General features: G+C 40.4%; 14 protein-coding genes. 9 read left to right on the forward strand and 5 right to left on the reverse strand.

The features are described from left to right. The 5 genes from EHS11_RS13240 to EHS11_RS13260 all read left to right on the forward strand — a co-directional run. Positions 1-1,032 (forward strand): IS4 family transposase (locus EHS11_RS13240; RefSeq protein WP_135764891.1); only part of this gene is annotated, 1,032 nt, incomplete at its 5' end. 303 nt (positions 1,033-1,335) lie between these two features. Further along, complete coding sequence (locus EHS11_RS13245; protein WP_135764892.1) at positions 1,336-4,305, forward strand: LIC11755 family lipoprotein; 2,970 nt, start codon at positions 1,336-1,338, stop codon at positions 4,303-4,305. 26 nt (positions 4,306-4,331) lie between these two features. Beyond that, the gene (locus EHS11_RS13250; protein WP_167884442.1) at positions 4,332-5,699 is read left to right on the forward strand and encodes an LA_2168 family protein; all 1,368 of its coding nucleotides are present in this window, start codon (positions 4,332-4,334) and stop codon (positions 5,697-5,699) included. Beyond that, positions 5,699-6,748: a phospholipase D-like domain-containing protein gene (locus EHS11_RS13255; RefSeq protein ID WP_135764894.1), complete on the forward strand. Its 1,050-nt coding sequence runs from the start codon at positions 5,699-5,701 to the stop codon at positions 6,746-6,748. The genes EHS11_RS13250 and EHS11_RS13255 overlap by 1 nt, the downstream gene beginning before the upstream one ends. A 42-nt stretch (positions 6,749-6,790) precedes the next feature. Further along, complete coding sequence (locus EHS11_RS13260; RefSeq protein WP_135764895.1) at positions 6,791-7,312, forward strand: hypothetical protein; 522 nt, start codon at positions 6,791-6,793, stop codon at positions 7,310-7,312. Between the two features lie 3 nt (positions 7,313-7,315). On the opposite strand, the gene EHS11_RS13265 is transcribed toward EHS11_RS13260, so the two are convergent. Both EHS11_RS13265 and EHS11_RS13270 read right to left on the reverse strand, forming a co-directional pair. Further along, complete coding sequence (locus EHS11_RS13265; RefSeq protein ID WP_135764896.1) at positions 7,316-7,501, reverse strand: hypothetical protein; 186 nt, start codon at positions 7,499-7,501, stop codon at positions 7,316-7,318. Positions 7,502-7,547: 46 nt separating this feature from the next. Then, entirely contained in the window at positions 7,548-8,792 is a 1,245-nt protein-coding gene (locus EHS11_RS13270; protein WP_135764897.1) for an MFS transporter, read from the reverse strand. Positions 8,793-9,054: 262 nt separating this feature from the next. Between EHS11_RS13270 and EHS11_RS13275 the strand changes: the two genes are divergently transcribed. The 3 genes from EHS11_RS13275 to map all read left to right on the forward strand — a co-directional run bounded on the left by EHS11_RS13275 (position 9,055) and on the right by map (position 13,343). After that, positions 9,055-9,993 (forward strand): hypothetical protein, encoded by a 939-nt coding sequence (locus EHS11_RS13275; RefSeq protein ID WP_246047879.1) that lies wholly within the window; start codon positions 9,055-9,057, stop codon positions 9,991-9,993. A gap of 225 nt (positions 9,994-10,218) precedes the next feature. Continuing rightward, entirely contained in the window at positions 10,219-12,558 is a 2,340-nt protein-coding gene (locus tag EHS11_RS13280) for a PAS domain-containing hybrid sensor histidine kinase/response regulator (RefSeq protein ID WP_135764898.1), read from the forward strand. A gap of 41 nt (positions 12,559-12,599) precedes the next feature. Continuing rightward, a complete protein-coding gene (gene map / locus EHS11_RS13285; RefSeq protein WP_135764899.1) occupies positions 12,600-13,343 on the forward strand; it encodes a type I methionyl aminopeptidase in 744 nt (247 codons plus the stop codon). Between the two features lie 3 nt (positions 13,344-13,346). Here the strand turns inward: map and EHS11_RS13290 are convergent, their stop codons facing one another. The 3 genes from EHS11_RS13290 to EHS11_RS13300 form a co-directional block, all read right to left on the reverse strand. After that, entirely contained in the window at positions 13,347-14,342 is a 996-nt protein-coding gene (locus tag EHS11_RS13290; protein WP_135764900.1) for an LBF_2017 N-terminal domain-containing protein, read from the reverse strand. Positions 14,343-14,350: 8 nt separating this feature from the next. Then, entirely contained in the window at positions 14,351-15,133 is a 783-nt protein-coding gene (locus EHS11_RS13295) for a FecR family protein (protein ID WP_246047880.1), read from the reverse strand. Between the two features lie 151 nt (positions 15,134-15,284). Continuing rightward, positions 15,285-15,839 carry an NUDIX hydrolase gene (locus EHS11_RS13300; RefSeq protein ID WP_135764902.1) on the reverse strand — a complete coding sequence of 185 codons (555 nt, stop codon included), beginning with the start codon at positions 15,837-15,839 and terminating at the stop codon, positions 15,285-15,287. 113 nt (positions 15,840-15,952) lie between these two features. Between EHS11_RS13300 and lsa19 the strand changes: the two genes are divergently transcribed. Beyond that, the gene (lsa19, locus tag EHS11_RS13305) at positions 15,953-16,558 is read left to right on the forward strand and encodes an adhesin Lsa19 (RefSeq protein WP_135764903.1); all 606 of its coding nucleotides are present in this window, start codon (positions 15,953-15,955) and stop codon (positions 16,556-16,558) included. Positions 16,559-16,598 lie beyond the last annotated feature (40 nt).

A 16,598-nucleotide genomic window follows, 5' to 3' on the forward strand; every position in this document is an offset into this window, starting at 1 on the left:
ACTGTCGATGGAACAGCCTTGGGAATTCTTGATTCTCAAGTATGGGCGAGAGAATCAACCCTAGATGGAAGAACGCACAACCAAAAGAAAGTTGATAGAAAGAGGACACCGATTGAAGATAAGGAAAGTTATCGTTGGTTGAAATCATTTCAAAGATTATGTGAAATACAAGCGACAAGTAGTAAGTCTTTTCACTTTGTAAGTATCTGCGACAGGGAAGGTGATATTTTTGAATTGTTTCTGGAACATGCCAAAAACACCAATGAAAACAAGCCTGATCTGCTGATACGAGCCAGAACCAACAGAAACATCACTAGTGGTGAAACGAAATATTTATACGAAGAATTGAATCAAATCAGTGAATTTGCCGAGTATGATATCATAATACCTAAAAAGAAAAATTCACAAGCAAGAGAAGCAACACTCAGGTTAAAGTTTAAAGAAGTATCCATAAAACCTTCTTATGATTTACCAAAAAAAAATCAATATCCGAATATTCCATTATACGCCATCTCCGCCAGCGAAGTTAACCCGCCCAAAGGACGAGACCCTATTCATTGGATCATTCTAACAACAATTCCAATTCTCAATTTTAAAGATGCTTTCGAAAAAATAGAATGGTATCGCAGGAGGTGGGTGATTGAAACTTTCTTTAAGACTCTAAAGTCAGGCTGCAAAATTGAAGAACATCAATTTCAAACATTGGAACGATTACAAAGAGTTCTTGCCATTGATTCGATCATTGCCTGGAGAATTTTATTTCTAACAACACTTGGCAGAGAATGCCCTGATTTACCAGCATCCGTTTTATTTGAAGAACATGAATGGAAGGCACTTCACGCAAGACTGTATATGACCAAAGATGTTCCGAATGAAGTTCCTAAACTATCTTTAGTTATGCGCCAGATAGGGCAACTTGGCGGACATCTCGGTAGAAAAGGAGATGGACACCCTGGAGTTCTGGCTTTGGCTAGGGGACTTTACAAATTACAATCTGCGGCAATCATGTGGAAGTTACTTACTTATGGGTAACGGGATGGTGAACCACCCGCCACCCAATGAGTTCCAACTAACATATTCAGCTCGAACCGGCAACCCTTCCTTGCGTGTTCCCGAAAATTCTCGGAAAAAGTTCGCCTTTTTGCCGAAGAAGATCCTGAGCCTCGCAAAAACATGTTATTCGACTAAATCCAGGTCATCTAATAAATCCGAGGCGCCATCCCTAATCATCTGCCAATTGTAGAAACCAAAAATGGATCGGTCAAAAAGCCGAATCGTTTTTTATTTTTTAAAACCAATCTTCTTACTTTTTTCTCCTTACTTGCCAGGGGAAATATGAGATTACAAAACCTTGTCCTTGGATTTTTATTTGTCTGGTTTTTTTTATCCTGTATGCGAAAGGGAAATTCAGATTCGATTTTTCCATTTCCTATAGGGTCGTCTCTCAATTCACCGGTTTTTCAATTCAGTTACGGGGAAGAGATTTTCGATCAGGAATTTTCGGAAGAACGTTTTTTAGATTCGGGAGAGGATGGTTTTTGTCTATTATCCCTTCCGAAGGTTCTGTTCGACCGAGAAACAGGTGCTAAATTTAAAATTTGCCTTCCTTCCGATCCCGATACGAAACCGTATTGGGAAAACTCGTTTTCCCTATTGGATGAAATAATTCCTTCCGAACATCCTAGAGAGGGTTGGGGAAAAGGTTGGCATGCTAGACATCTGAAGCTTTCGGAATGGGAAAAAGAACATAGAAATCAGATCCCGTTGGAATCTTATGCAAAAAACTCATTGTCGGACGGCACGATCGCCTATTCCCGGTTTGATGTTCCTAATGCCGAATTTTACCGATGGTCTGAAAAAGAATGCGAAATCCTGTTCCCTTCCAGAATCCTAGCGACTACAGTTTCGCAGATTCGATTTATCTCTTTGGAATTCGCATGTTCCGATCCGATTTCATTGAAAGACAAGATCGTAGAACAAAATCAAAAATGGTTGCAGGTTTGCAGACCGGATTTGCCCGTGGTGTCCGAATCATTCCGCCATTCCGATTCGATTTACAAACGTTATCTGGAGTGGGAAAATCCTTCCGAAGAAGTGACTTGTCCCGAATATGAATCTTTCGGTTTCGAGGAAACGGATTCGCTGCCTGATAAAAAGATTTTTGCAAAGGATCTGGAATTTTTAAAATCATTTCACAAACTGATTCTTCCTAAATCGGTTTTTCTTTTTCGGGACTCGGACACAATGTCCGGTTTGAAATTGGACTCTGGTATGGCGGAAAAGATAGGGAAAGTAGGTTTTTGGAACCTGAACGGGAATTTGTCTATTGAGCCGAAATATATCTTTTCGCAAGGAGGGGAGTATTTTGCAAATAGTCGTCGGAAAGCAAGCTGTAGAAATACATTGAATTATTATATCACAAAAGATTCGTTTTGTGGTAACCCGGGACTTCCCAATGAGATTGCAGGCGCTCTTTTGGAAAGTAAGTTCAGGGAAAAGTCCTGCGTTGTGGAAAATATCCGACTCTCTGAATATTTTTCGGGTACAGGTCAGTCTACATTCAATTTGGGTGCCTACCTGGAGTGGGTCAATGACGGAGAAGTATGCGATCTTTCTTCTCTGGAATTGACGTATGAAGGAGATGTATTTCCATTGCAATCCAAATCAAAACCGGTTTCCCGAGGAGAGGTATTTTTAATTTCCAGATCTGTTTGGGAAGGTTGGTCCTTTTCATCTTTGACCAAACCATTTAGCACCAAACAAATCAAATACCAAATTCCCGAACTTAAAATTACGGAAAGAGAATCCGGCAAAAGCAAGATCATTTTTCGCTCCGAAGATCATTACGCTTTAACTCATAAAGGTGGCTTCGCGGAAAGGTCCATCCTAGTCAGTGCGGATGGAAGTTCTGTGCCGCATCCTAATTTGAATTCCCATCCTTACTTTGTTTCGAAAGGATTGCAGATTAGTCCGGGAGATGTATTTGTTTTTGACAGACATTCTTATTTACCTTTGGAGATTTCGGAGGTTCTATTCAAAGGAACCAAGGATGGAATAGGCAGTTATTCGGAAAGATTTTTGGAATGGAAAAGCCCATTGGACGCGGAAGGATTTGTATATTTTTCCATTGAAACGGATAGAAAAAGAAATTTTGTATTCTGGAAGGAGAAAGACAATTTTTTTCCTTTTGTTCATTCTGGCTCTTTCGCTTGTATATCGTTAGTTGGTATTGACCTTCCTGAAGGCATTCTAGGTGATTGGACCACCACAATTACCACTTCCGACTCTCTGTTTGGATCCGTGCGTTCCGGGAATCCAAAATTTCAATTTAGTTATAATCCTCTTATCTATCAGGACTTCGGCATAGATCAGAATATACGAGTGAGCATTCATCCCGAAACTCATCCGTTTCTAAATAGTTTTAGTAAAAAAACAAACGTTAGCTGTTCTGATTTCACGTATTTCAGTCCGGGCGAATTCAACCAAAAAGGGATTCAGATTGCCGGTTTGGAAAAACCTGTTTCCGAATCGGAAAAGATTTTAAAAACGGATGTTTATTTTCTGCTACCGGAAAATCTGAGAGAGGGGACAAGCAGGCTTTTTTCCGGCAATCATTCGGTTTCCTTTCCACTGATTTTCGAAACCTCTTTTTCGGAAACGAAACTTGCGAATGCTGAATTTCAAAATTTAGACGCGTTTCTTTCAGACGAAATCATCTTTTCCGAATTTTCTTTTTCTTTCGAAAACTTCCACCAAACAATGATTCATAGACAGGGAAGCGTTGTAATTGAAGGAGTATTTCCGAATCCTGCACAGTCTGGGAACGAATGGGTATATATTTGCAATCGTTCGAATCATTCGGAAGACTTAAGTCGGTTCTTAATCGAGGATGAAAACTCTTCGGATGGAATTGTTTCTTATCATACCCGATTTCCGAACAAGATACCGAATTTTCTTTCGAATTCCCATTTGGATTTTGGGTCGGGAGTTTTGGATCCGGGAGATTGCGGATGGATTGTCGATCCCGACGGAGAAAATTGGTATTTCCCACCAATCATTCGTAATACGGATAAACTTCTTACAGTGGTTTCCACTTCAACTATAGGAAACGGAATCGCCGCACAGGAAAAACTGGATCTTTATAAAATGGAAAACGGAGATAGAATCCATATTTCCAGTTATGGGAAAAAAACAACTCTGTCACCTTTTTCGGTAAAAACGGAAACGGATCAGTATTCCTTATTGATTCCCGGAAAAATAGGAAATGGCTCCAAAGATTTTCAAATCTTTCAGGCTCAAAATTGAAACCCTTATTTATTTCAATTTTAGTATTGTCACTAACAGGTTTTTTATATGCCGATAAACAAGGATTAAGTGTTAGCACCGGATCCAGAACAACGGAGGTTCAAATTCTTTATGAACGGCTAAGACCCGGCTTTGCTGAATCTCCCGGCTGGTATCTGCAAGATGGCTTTCCCGCAGCCAATGATTTGTCCGGGCAATATTTGAATCGCAATACGGAACAAGTTCATTTCGGCGGTTTCGGATATTCGGCTTCCTGGGAACGTTTGGAAATCCATTGGAATATGCAACTGGTGACAAGAGGAAATTCTTCCCGCCCGGACATTTATCTGGGGAAAAACAGTTATATCGCAGGTAAACTTTGGGGTCTCCTCTTAGGTGTTGGACGTAAGGAACATTCCTTTCGATCATCACCTTTCCTTGGTTATTCGGATGGAGGGGATGGACTTTTTTTTGAAAAAGTATTTTCCGAAAACTTAAAAACACAGGTATTTCTATGGGACTATTACCAAGGTTATAGGATTCTTGAAAAAGAATTTTTATCTCCCGGGATCATTTCAATCGGGAAGGCAGATCGGTCTGGCGGTCAAAGAAGAAGACATAGTTTGGGAGTCGTTTACGGGAAAAAATCATCTCTGTCATTGGGAATACAATATTTGGAACAAGGTTCTTGGGGAAAACAGACTCGTGAAATCGAATCGGATGTAAAAGAAAAAGGAGGGGATGGGGATTCCGTTGTTACGGGTGTTATAGGAGGAAAATTCGATTGGAATGAATTTTATCTGATGGGGGAATTTCTTTGGGCGAAAGGAACGGATCGAACATATTCAAAATCGATTCAAAATTCAGGTTCCTTGCCTATCGAAGGCGAAGCGATATCCTTGGGGGGTGGTTGGCAAAACCAACTGTACGGCGTAAGGTGGTCGAATTATTTGAATGATTCTGACAAACGATCCGATACCGGTAAATTGTCGTGTTTGGGTTTTACTGGAATGGGAACCCATCTCGGATCTACTCTGTTTCTTTCCCAAGTTTTACAAATTTACCCGGGAGGGTTTATCACCGGGAACGGTCTGGAAAGAAACCAAACATTGCTTAACGGACGGACTCCCGCATATTATTCCGAACTGATTTTATCATATCATACTGATTTATTTTACTTTCGTATGATCGGAGCCTATTTTTTACCCTATTTGGCCCAGGGAAAATCGGAGGGAAAAATCAGTTTCAAAAAGGAGAGTTTTGAATTGTTTTTTTTGGCTGAATCAGCTTTGGAAACAAGCCTTCATTTGGATGGAGTCTTGGAATTGGGAATCTTGCTAAGTTATCTTTGGTCTGCCGAAAGTTTGGGACTCAGTGGCACGATGGTCAGCGCATTCGGGAGGATTCATTTCTAATGAAGAAACTAACGATTATTTTCATTGCTGTTTTGTTTGTGAATTGCAAACCGAAGTCTAAAAACGATACCGATCTTTCAGCATTATTAACGCAAATTACTCCCGCCGAAACAATCTTTTATTTTGCCTATCCCGGACGTGATACTCCCGAAGATAGTAAATTTAAAGTTAGGCGAAAAATAGTGAGTTTTATCGATAGCGCCAAATTCAGGATAGACGGATTTATTTATAGTTTGGATGATCTGGATAGTTTGATTGCTTTAAGAAAAGCAAAATCGAGAGGAGTGAAAATCAATTTATTAGGAGATAAAGACGAGTCTTATGAAGAAGCGGAAAAATTCGGAATTCATGTGACTCCCTGGAAAGGATCGGGCATTCACCATACGAAGATCTTATTTGCTGATGAGGAAAGAGTCTTTCTTGGCACTGGAAATTTCAGCGGTCACGGACTGGTTCGGGACAATAATGTTTATTGGGAATGGACATTGCCAGCAGGTGAGATTAGAAAATTCAGAGAACACTTGGAAGAAGTCGATTTATCCGGGGTCTTTCTCTTTTCCAAAGGAATGATTTTATTTTCTCCCGAAGCAGGAAAACAAATTCAAGACAAAATCCTCGATTCCATTTTAAATGCAAAAACAAGCATACGTTATATGATCTATACTCATTATGATCCGGTGATCAGTTATGCGTTATTGGCCGCAAGCAAGAGGGGAGTGGTTGTTGAAGCAGTATATAATTTTCCGATCAATGATGAAGGAAAGATCCTCGGAGGTTTACTCTCCCATCCGTCCAAAGTTTATGTGGACGGAAACGAAGATGTAGAGGTAAAAGAGGGAAGTTTTCGAGGAGGATTGTTACATCATAAAACAATGATAATAGATGAAGAAAAGGTGCTCGTCGGATCTTATAATTACACAGTATCGGCAAGAGATGAAAATCGTGAATTTTTTATCGAATTTAATTCCGGAAAGATTGCCAAAGAATTTTTAGGAGAATGGGAAAGAGTCAAATCTGCAGCTTCCGAATACAATTCCGATCCTGAGTAAGAAAAAACATCCTATCATATCACTCGAATTGGTTCCAAGCTATTGAGTTCTTTCCTTTTGACAAAACAAACGGGTGCTTCCGCATTCGTTGACAGAAATTCTTCAGGGCTCGCAAATATTTTGAATGTTTCTTTGGACATAACGGAAGACGAATTCTATAAACAGGTTTTTCCCAATCGGTTTCAGGCCAGAGATTTTGTTTTGCCATCCGATTTTCAATGGATGAACGAACCTTTACGATCTCATTCTCATTGGTCTTTTCTAACATTTTGGGATAAATACAGATGGACTGCGGATGAAATGATTCAAATTCGGAAATTGATTTTATGGGACGGAAAAAAAGAACCGTCGGAATTTTATCCCGTTTCAGGAAATGATTTTGATCTCGATTTAAAAACAAAGATCGTTGGAGAAAATTGGATCATACTCGAAACGGATTCAGGTTATCGGCATATTTGTACGAAAAGAAAAAATACTGAGATTCCCGGCTGGATCCGGTATCTGCAACAAAAACAGAAAATGAATTCTAATGGCAGCGGAGTATCTGTATGTAAGGAATTTTAAAGTTCAATCCAGTTTGTCTTCCAGAAGAGGAACGATGATTTTGGCGATATCATCGTTCAATCGCATGAAATTATTGATGCCGAGATGTGCAATCCTCGTATTCACTTCAGTTAACATCGTTTTGATGATCTTTTCCAGTTCTTCTTTATGGGTAGCTGAAAGTTTTGAATCGTGAATGAAATCGCTCATAATTATCCCTAATCTTTTTCTATTGTAAATTTTTTTCCATCATTTTTTAAACCCAATCCTTTAGCTCTAATTTACGGAGTTTGGGAATAAACCTTGCAGATATTATGACGATCAAAACAGTCATAATTCCGCCGAATAATACTGACCCTACAGGTCCCATTGCTTCTGCGGTCGTTCCGGATTCGAATGCGCCGATTTCATTGGAGCTTCCGATAAAAATTTTATTGATGGAACTGACTCTTCCCCGCATCTCTTCCGGAGTCATCGTTTGCATGATGGTGGAACGTATAACGACGGAAACACTATCGAAAAAACCGGAGAGAAATAATGCAATGAGTGACATCCAAAACAAACTGGAAAGCCCGAACACCAACATACAAATTCCGAATCCGAAAACACTTCCCAAAAGCAGGCTGCCCGACCGTTTGAGAGGGGGCCTATGTGTCAGAAAATAAGCCATTACAAACGCACCAAGAGAAGGTGCTGCGCGCAAAATCCCCAAACCTTCCGATCCTACATCCAGAATATCCTTCGCAAATACGGGAAGTAGTGCAATCGCTCCTCCGAATAAAACGGCAAACATATCCAATGCCATAGCACCTAACATGATTTCGTTTTTCCAAACGAATTTGAGTCCCGCAGCAAGGCTTTGCGCCAAAGGTTCTCTTATCTTCTTTTCAGGAAGAGGTCGCGGTGCAATAAAGAGGGTCATTAAAAAGGGAAGTCCTATGCAAATACAGTCTAAAACATAAGCGGACTGAATGTTGATCCAACCGTAGAGTAAACCTCCGACCGCCGGCCCAAGGACGGCTCCTGCCTGAAAGGAAGTTCCCATCCATGCTGCGGATTGGGCGTATTTGTCTTTGGGGACGATTTGAGTCACAAAACTGAAGATAGCCGGTGAAATAAATCCTCTGGCAATCCCGGAAATGAAAATTACTATAAAGATGGGATAGGCTTTGAATTTTTCCAAAAGAAAGTAAAAAGGTCCCGTAAAACTAAGTAAAGCCAGAGAACAGAGAAATAAAACGAATAAGCAGATCAACATGATGCTTCTTCTTTCTTTAATGTCCGCTAAATGGCCTGCGTATAAAGCAACGATAATGGAAGGAATGGCCTCTGCAAGGCCGATCAAACCCAAGTCCAGTGTGCTCCCTGTTAGGTCATATACTTGCCAGCCGACGATCGTTGCCTGAATGTTGATGGCGATTATCATAAAAAATCGGGAAATAATGAAAAAACGAAAATCTCTGAATTGAAAGATGGAAAAATTGGAAAGGTATTTTGCCATGAACGGACTCTACCTTCATTAGTTTTTTCATAGGGGGTTCTGTCCACTCAAACAATGGGGCTTTTCCGCTTTCTGATTTGTTTTCTTGTTTTGATATATAGATTTAGCAAATGTTATGTTTTGTTTCGTTCATCGGATAGTGAAGGAACGTCTTGGGAGTTTTGTGTATTTTTTTGACAAAGAATTCAAGAAGACAATAAATATCTTTCCTGTTTCCGCTGGTAATTTTTCATTTCTTTAAACGAGGAAATACCACGCTCACATGTCTTTGAAAAAAAAAGCTTCTTTCTCTTCGGACCGTAATCATATTCGATTTTTTGTCTTTCTTATCGGTTTTTTTCTTGTTATTAGCCCGGTTTTGGCTGAGGAGGAGGCAACTACAACTCCTTACCATGTGGGAAATAGAAAAGGAAAATGGACATTCCAATGGGGATACAACCGATCAGGTTATACTCAAAGCGATATCAATTTTCGCGGACCTGGCTATCATTATACTTACAAGTCCGTAGACGCAAAAGACAAACCTGAACGACTTTCGGCAGTTTATATTGATCCTACCAAATTTGAGATTCCCCAATACAATCTGAAAGCTTCCTACTTTTTTTCGGACCATTTCTTCTTGGCGTTCGGCCAGGATCATATGAAGTATGTTGTCACGCAAGGACAGCCTGTAGCTTACTCAGGTTATGTGGATCCGCTTGCGATCCAAAAAAACAATCTGCATCCTGCAATTGAATCCATCGCATTCCAGTATTTATTTCCCGGCCATATCGCGCAGATGGCCGGTTATCACGGAGGAGAAGAGGTGATTACATTGACTCCCGATATCCTCAAGTTCGAACATACGGACGGTCTCAATTTTCTTTTCCTGGATGCGGGATATCTCATTCCTATGTGGACTGCTGCCAATGGAGAATCCGCTTTGAGTTGGGTAACATCCGCGGGCGGTGGAATGGTTGTTTGCAGGACGGACGCACGTGTGATGGGAAAAGGTCAGAATAATAATTTTCATATCTCTGGTTACGGAGTTTCGGGATATACTGCGGGACGTTATGAATTTATGAAAACCTACTTTCTTGAGTTAGGTGGAAAAGCCGGGTACATTGACTTGACCGATATTCTCACAAGTGGTGGTTCCAATCGCGCCTCTCAAAATTTCGGATTTGTGGAATTGGTTTTTTCCGGCGGAATTGCCATCTAAGATTTTTTCCCAAGCCCGGAAGCTTGTTTTTCAGGATACTGCGGATCCATCCATTTCAAGAACAGGCTGTGGTTTTTGAAAAAACGGGGACTTGTTCTGGCAGGATCCGCTACATTTTTCTGCCGAATTCCACCTATCACAAAACGGAAAAAAGATAAAACTCCGTAAATTTGCTTACTTAAAGTTTCTATTTTCCTTCTTTTTTTCGTCTGATTTCCTTAAATCATGGATTTCCATATATACCAAAGTCTGATTGAAGGCCTTCCTTATGGATTCGCCTACCACCGTCTGATTTCGGATGATAAAAACCAACCCAAAGATTATCAAATTTTAGCTGTAAATGCTGCTTTTGAGAATTTAACAGGTGTTTTTTCGGAAAATATTACCAATCGGTTTGCTTCCGAGGTAATGGGTTTATTACCAAAATCTGGCTTTGATAGAATTCAAGTTTACGGAAACATTACCGTCCACCGAACCAGAAGAGAGATCGAATATTACTTAAAAGAAAATGACCGTTGGTTCAAAGAAACCATTTATTATCACGAGCCGGATCATTTTGCCGTAGTTCTGGAAGACATTACGGAAAAGAAAAATACCAAGGGTGCTTTGCGGGAGAGTGTTACCAAATGGATTAAACTATTTGATATTCTTCCCATCGGTGTTTCCATCATTGATAAGAACCGTACCTTATTGGAATTCAACCAAACGTTGAGCGATATAGTAGGTATTACAAGAGAAGGTTTGGAACAAGGTTTATATAAATATAGAAAATATTACGGCTCCAACGGTAAACTCTTGTTACCTGAAGATATGCCTACGGCTAAAGCAATCAGAGAACAAAAGCCGATTCATTCTATGGAAGTAGGGATTGAAAAAGAAGACGGTTCCTTTATCTGGACGGAAGTAAGCGCCATGCCTCTCCCGTTTGAAGAAGAGTCCTGCGTGATAGTGACAACCGATATAACCGAAAAAAAACAATCCGAACAGGTTTTATTATTTGCTAAAGAACAAGCGGACGCCGCAAATCACGCCAAATCAGAGTTTGTTGCAAATATGAGTCATGAGATTAGAACTCCTTTGAACGGGGTGATTGGGTTCTCCGAGCTATTATCAAATACAGAACTTGATTCTTTGCAAAAAGAATACGTTCATAATACGATCGTTTCGGCCAATTCATTGCTTGGAATCATAAACGATATCTTGGATTTTTCTAAAATCGAAGCCCGCAAAATGGAACTCGATGAGGTGGAAGTGGATCTGGTTGAACTTTTGGAACAAATCATAGATATTCTAAAATATAAATCAGATGAAAAGAAACTGGAGTTATTGCTAAATTACGAGCCTGATTTGCCTCGTTTCATCACAGCGGATCCTATCCGTTTGAAACAGGTGTTGATGAATCTTTTAAGTAACGCAATCAAGTTTACCGATGCTGGCGAAGTTGAATTGCAAGTGATATTTAAAGAAAATGACCCCCCGAAAGGGCTTTTCCGATTTTCGGTAAGGGACACCGGAATCGGAATCAGCGAAAAAGACAGAAAGAAATTATTCAAAGAGTTTTCCCAGGGAGACGCTTCCACTACACGCAAGTTTGGCGGTACAGGGCTCGGTCTTACTATTTCCGATTCTCTTGTGGGGATGATGGGAGGAACTCTCAACTTGGAAACTGAAGTTGGGAAGGGAAGCATATTCTATTTTGATTTGGTTTCTGCATTTTCTAAGGATGAAAAGAAATTATTAGGTAAATTTGCAAATGCAAAGCGCATTTTGATTGTGGATGACAATGACAATAATCGCAGAATATTATCTCAAACGCTGATCGGTTCGAATCAAATCGTAGAGGAAGCAGGAAACGGTAAAGAAGCATTGGAAAAAATCATGAACTCCGATCCTTTTGATCTGGTCATTATGGATTACCAGATGCCTGTGCTTGATGGATTGGAAACAACCAGATGGATTAGGGAAGAGTTGAAACTTTCTCCTACGGATCTTCCTATCATTCTTCTTCATAGCTCGGGCGAGGACATGAAGATGATCAAGTATTCCGTAGAATATGGAATCAATCAAAAGCTTGTTAAGCCGGTAAAGTCTTACGATTTATACAAAGCGATCAAGTCCATTCATCAAAAGCAGTCAAATCATCGGTCAGTGATTTCCTCAAAAGAAAATAATCCGATTAAAAGCAATCTATCAGGCCCTAAGATTTTACTTGTAGAAGATAATCTGATCAACCGAAAACTTATGAAAAAATTCCTAAGTCAATGGTATCCGAATGCCTGTTTGATAGAAGCTGAAGACGGACAAGCAGCTGTTACACAATTTCAATCGAAAAGACCCGATTTGGTGCTTATGGACATTCAAATGCCGGTAATGGACGGTCTCACTGCAACAAAGATGATTAGAGAATCCGAAAATTCAAATGAAAGAACGGTTCCGATCATTGCCTTGACTGCTGGTGCATTGGTCGAAGAAAAAGATAAATGTTTTTCCGTAGGAATGAATGATTTTCTAACCAAGCCGGTTGATACGAAAGCATTGAAGGAAATTTTACAAAAATATCTGTAAAATAGTTTCCTATACATAACAAATTTGGATCCTAATGTTATATGTCGATTCAAAACGAAAGAGAATTGCAAGGTATTTTAAAGGCGGGGAAATTTGTAGCCCTTGTTCGTGATGTTTTGGTCCGATTGGTAAGACCCGGGATCAGTACAAAAGAATTGGATTCAGTTGCTGAAAGCTATTTTCATAAATTCGGAGCAATGTCGGCTCCTAAATTCGATTACAATTTCCCGGGCTTCACTTGCATCAGCGTTAATGAAGAAGCCGCTCATGGAATTCCTTCCGAAACAAAAATATTAAAAGAAGGCGATTTGGTAAATATCGACGTGTCCGGAAAGTTGGACGAATTTTACGCGGATTGCGGGATTTCTCTGACGGTAGGCAATTCCAATCCGGAAAGAACTCATCTCTGTCAGGCGGCAAGGAACAGCACTCTCGCTGGAATTTCCCAGGCAAAGACAGGAAATTATTTGCGAAATATAGGAAGGGCGATGCATCTTTCTGCAAAGAACGAAGGTTACACGATGGTAAGGAATTTAGCAGGCCATGGAACAGGCCGTAAATTGCACGAACCTCCTCAAGTGCTTCCTTATGAAGATAAAAAAGAAACCTTCAAATTGAATGAAGGTCTGGTTCTTGCAATTGAGTCTTTTGTTTCCACCGGCGCTCATTATGTGTATGAGGCAAATGACGGTTGGACATTGAAAACGAGAGACGGATCTCTCGTCACCCAGTTCGAACATACGGTGATTGTTACGAAGAACGGGGCGATTATAGCTACGGGATGATAATCAGTTCTTTTTTTCTTCCTGAACGGTTGCCACTGCGAGAGAACTGTAATTGATTTCAAACACTTGTGTCGTTTCTTTGTTTCCCACTTTATCTACGGAATATACAAGCAAGCGGTATTGGTTTTTGCATTCTGAGAAACTTTCTTTCAACGAGATGGGAGAAGTATACTTTTGGAAAGACGCAGATTCCGAATTTGTACACTGAACTGCATAAAAACTTTCTTGGATACCGCTTCCTAAATCAGTGGAATTCAAACTAAGTTTGGTTTCGGGAGAATAATAACCTGATGTTTGTCCATTCGTTTGTTTTTCATCCAACCACAACAAATTAGTCTTAGGCGCCAATGTATCTTTGATGAAATAAACGGAACGAGTTTCTTCTTTGTTTCCTACCCGGTCCACAGAGTAATACTGTAGATTATAATTACCTTCATCCGAAAAACTCAAAAATTCACCCGCAGGTAAAGTCTGCCAGATACCGTCATTAACCTTGTAATGCGTTACGAGTGTCCCTGCCATTGAGTCCGTAGTCGTGATCTTCAATTTTTCACGCGTCAGATAAAGGGTTACATTTCCTTTGTCGGGAATGGCTACAAAACTACCTGTATCACTCGGACGTTCCACCACCGGCTCTTCTACCTTTGCAAATACTTTGGGAGCTTGTTTGAATTCATTGGGAACGGAAAGTGGGGAACCCGGATCCACATCGGCGGAATACACTTGGGTCCAAAATCCTTTGGCTCCGAAATTTCCAATGCGTCTCACCCGAAAGAAAACAAATTCATCTTTCGGATTGACTTTGATTTTGTTTCCTCTGAATAAGATTACTTCAGGAACCGATTTGGTGATAGCATCACCATTTCCCGGATTTTCTTTCCAAAGCTCCAATTCAAAATTGGCATCTTCGGGAGAATCAATCAGGATACTGAGTTCCTTCTTTGGTTCCGAGAGAATGATAGTAGAAGAGAAAAGTAAAAGGATCCAAATTTTTTTCATTCGTATTCTTATTCGGCTTTTAGTTTGGGAGCTTCAGGAATCAAATAAGGTTCCACCGGAGCTTTTCCTTTTTCAACAAAAGTGGCCATACCTTCCGTAACTGTGACTGTTTTCCCTTGCGCGTTCACATCTACAACTCCTTCAAAACAGGAAGTTGTACTATTGAGTTTGGAATCCAATTCCACTCGGAACTCAGTTCCCCTAACACCCGCAGTCGCTGATGGATTTACTATTGTTAGTTTGTAGTCGCCTTGCTTTTGTGCGGACTTGTTTACTTTGGCATCAAGACTGCCTTTGAGAAGTGCTACTGAAACCGCAGAGTTAGGAGTTTCTTTTCCCTTCACCTCGAATAAGCTATCATGGAAAACCCGAATGAGTCCTACTTCTCTGATTTGAATGTCTACTTTGCCTTTTTCGGAAGTTTTGATCTGGTCTTTAGCGTGCAGTTCTTGTCCCAGTTTCATAGGAGTCCAAGGCCCTGTTCCTCCTGCACCGTTCCATTCCACTTTTCCGATGACAAAACTTGCCACTCCCATCACTGGTTTCCGAAGGAAGACGGGGATCACCAGATTCATACCCGGTTTGATCAAATTGGGATTTGGAATTTTATTATATTTTAATAGTTCGGACCAACGATTGGAATCTTCAAGATACTTTTTGGAAATGAGAGATAGATTTTCTCCCTTTTGCACAGTAATCGTAATCGGTTCTAGTTTGGGATCTTCCTCAGCCGTTAAAAACTGAGTTTGAAAAAGCAGGATTAAACACAAAATCAGAAAGGAGCGTGTCATTTTGTTCACCATTGGTCCATTATGATCTATTAAACGAAAATTTCTAGTTCTTTCGCATTTGTAGCGGATTTTTTGCAAGGATTTGCTAGAGTGAGACTGAATTTTTTCGGAGAAACCCTCAAAATAAAGGCGTTTATCCTAAACGATTGCATTAAGTTCTTTCTTGCTTTAAAAAATACAATCCTAGTGCTGCAGCCATATGAGGATGATGGATTTTGCCTTCGACTAAGTATTGTTTCACTTCTTCCGGTGAAGCGAGTAGGATTTCTATATCTTCTCCTTCGTCGAATTCGACGGGGCCCGTTTTTTCCACATCTTTTGCAATATAGGAGTAGGACCAGTTTGTGAACATCGCAGGGTTTCCTGAAAATTTGGATAGCAGTTCGTAATTTTCATCTTTGGCAGTGAATCCTGTTTCTTCACGTAACTCTCTTTTTGCGGAAACAAGAGACGCATCTCTTCCTTCCTCGTCTACAATCCCTCCCGGAATTTCCAAACTGATTTCTCCCAAACCATGGCGGAACTGGCGGATGAGAAGGATTTTTCCTTCTTTGGTAATCGGAATCACATTCACCCAATCTTTGGATTTCAATACGTAGTATGTTTTTATTTTTTGGGTTCTCGGTAGTTCCATATCGAAACTGGCAAGAGTGTAGATGGGGGTGGGATAAATATCTTTCCAATTATTACGTTCGTGTTTTGCCATGAGCCTATTAGTTAAATTTTTCGGCAGCAATTCTGAATACACATTTTCTAACGGTTTTCAATCGGAGATTGTCTAAGTTCTACGTAACAAACGTAAGCAAGGAGTGTTCTAAAATGAAACGTTTTACCTTTCTTTTTTTTCTAACTGTAGTTCTGGTTTGCTCATTCGTGAACTGCAAAGAGGAACCAAAGTCCAAAGTTTTTACCATTTCCTTTTTAAAGGGAGAAGCGGAAAAAAGTCAGGAACCCAAAAGCCTGAGGGCATATGATATTCTTCCGCAGTCTGAAGTGATCAGAACTGCAAAAGGCGCGAGCCTGGATCTTGCATCCGATCTGGGAACGATGCGTATGCTGGGAGACACTGTTGTCAGTTTGGACGCTCTTACGCAAGATGCACTCTCTCTTACCGTTTCCGAGGGAAATATACTTGTCAAAGCGGCAAAATTGAATAAGGGACAGTCCTTGAAAGTGGTGACTCCCACAGTCGTTGCTGCGGTAAGAGGCACTCAGTTTTGGGGCCAGGTAAACAAAGAAACGGAAACAGGTACGTTTGCAGTTCGGGACGGTGCAGTAGAGATCACCCGAAAGTCAGACAACGTTTCTTTCACAGTAGAGAAAGGGAATGCTTTGGATATAGATCCTAAAAACAAAGACTGGAAAATCCGCACCGCCAAACAAGGGGAATTGGATGCCATGTCTCAGATTGATGAAATCAAATAAATAGATGTTAAAAATACCGAAAGGCAGGCCTTTCGGGTTA

The organism is Leptospira ilyithenensis, assembly GCF_004771005.1.
GTDB classification, from domain to species: Bacteria; Spirochaetota; Leptospiria; order Leptospirales; family Leptospiraceae; genus Leptospira_A; species Leptospira_A ilyithenensis.

Bases quoted from the DNA above. Each gene is read 5' to 3' on its own strand.
- EHS11_RS13245 (WP_135764892.1), top strand. From the start codon at position 1,336: ATGAGATTACAAAACCTTGTCCTTGGATTTTTATTTGTCTGGTTTTTT.
- EHS11_RS13255 (WP_135764894.1), top strand. From the start codon at position 5,699: ATGAAGAAACTAACGATTATTTTCATTGCTGTTTTGTTTGTGAATTGC.
- EHS11_RS13265 (WP_135764896.1), bottom strand. From the start codon at position 7,501: ATGAGCGATTTCATTCACGATTCAAAACTTTCAGCTACCCATAAAGAA.
- EHS11_RS13270 (WP_135764897.1), bottom strand. From the start codon at position 8,792: ATGGCAAAATACCTTTCCAATTTTTCCATCTTTCAATTCAGAGATTTT.
- EHS11_RS13275 (WP_246047879.1), top strand. From the start codon at position 9,055: ATGTCTTTGAAAAAAAAAGCTTCTTTCTCTTCGGACCGTAATCATATT.
- EHS11_RS13280 (WP_135764898.1), top strand. From the start codon at position 10,219: ATGGATTTCCATATATACCAAAGTCTGATTGAAGGCCTTCCTTATGGA.
- map (WP_135764899.1), top strand. From the start codon at position 12,600: ATGTCGATTCAAAACGAAAGAGAATTGCAAGGTATTTTAAAGGCGGGG.
- EHS11_RS13290 (WP_135764900.1), bottom strand. From the start codon at position 14,342: ATGAAAAAAATTTGGATCCTTTTACTTTTCTCTTCTACTATCATTCTC.
- EHS11_RS13295 (WP_246047880.1), bottom strand. From the start codon at position 15,133: ATGACACGCTCCTTTCTGATTTTGTGTTTAATCCTGCTTTTTCAAACT.
- EHS11_RS13300 (WP_135764902.1), bottom strand. From the start codon at position 15,839: ATGGCAAAACACGAACGTAATAATTGGAAAGATATTTATCCCACCCCC.
- lsa19 (WP_135764903.1), top strand. From the start codon at position 15,953: ATGAAACGTTTTACCTTTCTTTTTTTTCTAACTGTAGTTCTGGTTTGC.